Below are 2,668 nucleotides of genomic sequence, written 5' to 3'. Positions count from 1 at the left end.
GATACCATCCTGGCCGCGCCCGAACTGCACGACACCCTCGACCTCACCCGACCTGTCGCGGTCCTGCTGGTCGCGGTCTTGCATTTCCTGCTCGACCACGAGCAGGCATACGACGTGGTGCAGACGCTGATGGCAGCGATGCCGGCCGGCAGCTATCTGGTGATCTCGCACGCCACCACCGACGCGCTGCCCGCGGACACCGCCCGCAGGCTGGCGGCGTGGGACCTTCCCGGGCGAGGCGACTTCACCGCCCGGACCAGTGCCCAGGTCGCCCGGTTCTTCGACGGGCTCACGCTCATCGACCCCGGCCTGCACGTGATCAGCGCGTGGCGGCCCGACCCCGGCCATCCCCAACCCCCAGCGGAGCAGGTCGCCGCGTACGGCGGCATCGCGCACAAGCCCCCACCCTGTCCTGGCCCGCGCGGCAACATCGCGGAACGCCGGGAGAACGGGCACCGGCCGTGACCGCGGCCGCAACGGTGGCCTTCCGCGCCGGCACGCCCGCCGACCGGGCCGCGGTTGTGCGGCCGCTCGTACGCGGACATGGTCGGCCGCTAGGCTGGTGTCCCTGCTGCCCGCCACCCGTTCAGCCTTGGCCGAGCCGCGGTGGACGTCGACCAGGCCATACAGCACGGCGTCATCCACGCCGCCGCCGGCGGTCAAGGCGAGCTCAGCCGCGCCGCGCGATGGCTTTCCCACTCGGCCGGCCAGCAACCGTAGCCGCCGGCGCATTCGGGCGAGTAACCCGGCCGGGATCGGGCCGCGTTCAGGTGGGACGTCAGGCTGCGCGGTGACTGCCATCTTCACGGGCTTGGCCGCGATCGCCACGTTCACCGCTGGTCACCCGGTCCGGGAGGCCGTTCGGGGCGGCTTCTACCGGGCGTACGGCGACCTCCGCCGCCTGCGCGGACCCGGATCGCGGCGGTCCGAGGCGGGTGGCCCGCCCGGGACCGCGCCCCGGTCAGCGGCACTGCCAGCGCACCGGGACCCCGGATCGCGGGCGTCCGGGTACCCACTCGGTGTGAGTTCCGGCGATGGTCCGCCCGTCGTCGCTCACCGCCGAGGGCATCGGGTCCCGCTCGTCCCGCCTGGCCTCCGGCTCGGGCAATTCAGGCCCGGGAGGGCACTCGGGGACGACTCTGCAATCCAGCGTGACCGACCTGACCCCGGACATCGGCTCTTCGGACAAGACACTTCCCGGACCCGCCACCAGCCAGCCTACCCGGCGTCCCAACGCCGTCTTGACATAAAGGGGTGCCATGAGCGGATATCTCCCTTCCTCCTGGGATGGCCCACGAAATCGGGGAGATCCCACGATGCGCCGCGTGATCTGGGCGTCCAGACTCGGATCCATGGCGACCGCAGCGGAAGGGACGGGCATCTTGTGACCGAGCTGGCCGGCTGCGTCGATGCGCCCGAAAGTGGGCTCTATCTGCCCAAACCGACTGGTTCCCATCCGGTCGGAGCCACGTTGGTCCATCTGACCGACGTCTCCCGCCGCGACCCCTGGGCCCCGGAGGCGACGTCGCGAGAGCTCATGGTGTCCCTGTGGTATCCGGCGCAACCGTCGGGCGGGCCGCGGGCACCGTACCTGACGCCGACGGAGTCGGAACTCCTGCTGAAACACGCGGGCATAACCGGCCTGCCCTTCGACGTGTTGAGCACGACGCGAACCAACGCAGTCACCGACGCCACTCCGATAGAGTGCCGACACGATCTGCCCCTCGTCGTGCTCTCGCCGAGCTTCACCAAACCCTGCGCCACGCTCACCGCCCTGGCCGAGGACCTCGCCAGCCATGGCTACGTGGTGGCCGGCATCGAGCACACCTACGAGAGCGTCGCCACGACCTTCCCGGACGGGCGAGTCACCACCTGTCGCGCCCGCGAGGTCAGGCAGCGGGGCCACGCCTTCTGGGAAAGGCTGACCGCAAGCCGGGCGGCCGACGTCTCCTTCGTGCTCGACGCACTGACCGGGACACATCCGCAATCGCCGGGCGCCCGGCTCATCGATCCGTCCAGGATCGCCATGGCGGGCCACTCCGTAGGCGGCGCGAGCACCATCGCCGCCATCGTCACCGACTCCCGGCTGCGCGCCGGCATCGACATCGACGGCGCCACCCACTTCCCGATCTCCGACGCCGGGCTGCCCCGGCCGTTCCTGTTCCTGGGCAGAAAGGGTCAATGCAGCCCCGGAGGCAGCGCCGCGGCCGCCACCTGGGAACGCGACTGGAACCACCTGACCGGGTGGAAACGCTGGCTCGTGGTCGGGGCGCCGAGCACGCCTCCTTCACCGACTTCCCGCTGCTGGCCGAGCAGTGCGGTCTCGACACTGGCGCCGACCTGCCGGCCGCCTGTCCCCGAGCGCTTTGGATGAGGACGTCCCGGCCCGGTTCCGTCGTTGACGCTGAGGATGCAGTTCGGGCGCTGGTGGGCTTGGTGCTCGGCATCACCTTGGACAGGACGGCTGCCGTCCGTGCGTGGCCACGGGTCCTGCCGTGGAACGGGTCCTCGTCCTGCGGGCGGGTCGGCGCGGGCCAGGACCGTCTTAAGTGGACGGTTCAGGGCACGAGCGGGCAACACCAGTTGACCCCTTGCCGGGCGCCGGTGTGGTAGGAAAGCTTCCGCTCGTGACAGGAGCCCACCGTCGTGATCATCGTGTTCGACGTCG

2 protein-coding genes are annotated in these 2,668 nt (G+C 70.9%); both read left to right on the top strand.

Annotated features, from left to right (window positions below; genetic code table 11):
• Positions 1-465 (top strand): SAM-dependent methyltransferase (locus tag VGR06_RS04700; protein WP_327557704.1); only part of this gene is annotated, 465 nt, incomplete at its 5' end.
• Positions 466-1,471: 1,006 nt separating this feature from the next.
• Entirely contained in the window at positions 1,472-2,374 is a 903-nt protein-coding gene (locus VGR06_RS04695; protein ID WP_327557703.1) for an alpha/beta hydrolase, read from the top strand.
• Positions 2,375-2,668: the final 294 nt, after the last annotated feature.

It is taken from the genome of Actinophytocola sp. (assembly GCF_036002505.1).
In the GTDB taxonomy this organism is placed as follows: Bacteria; Actinomycetota; Actinomycetes; order Mycobacteriales; family Pseudonocardiaceae; genus DASYTH01.
This window is presented reverse-complemented; position numbering and strand designations above follow the sequence as displayed.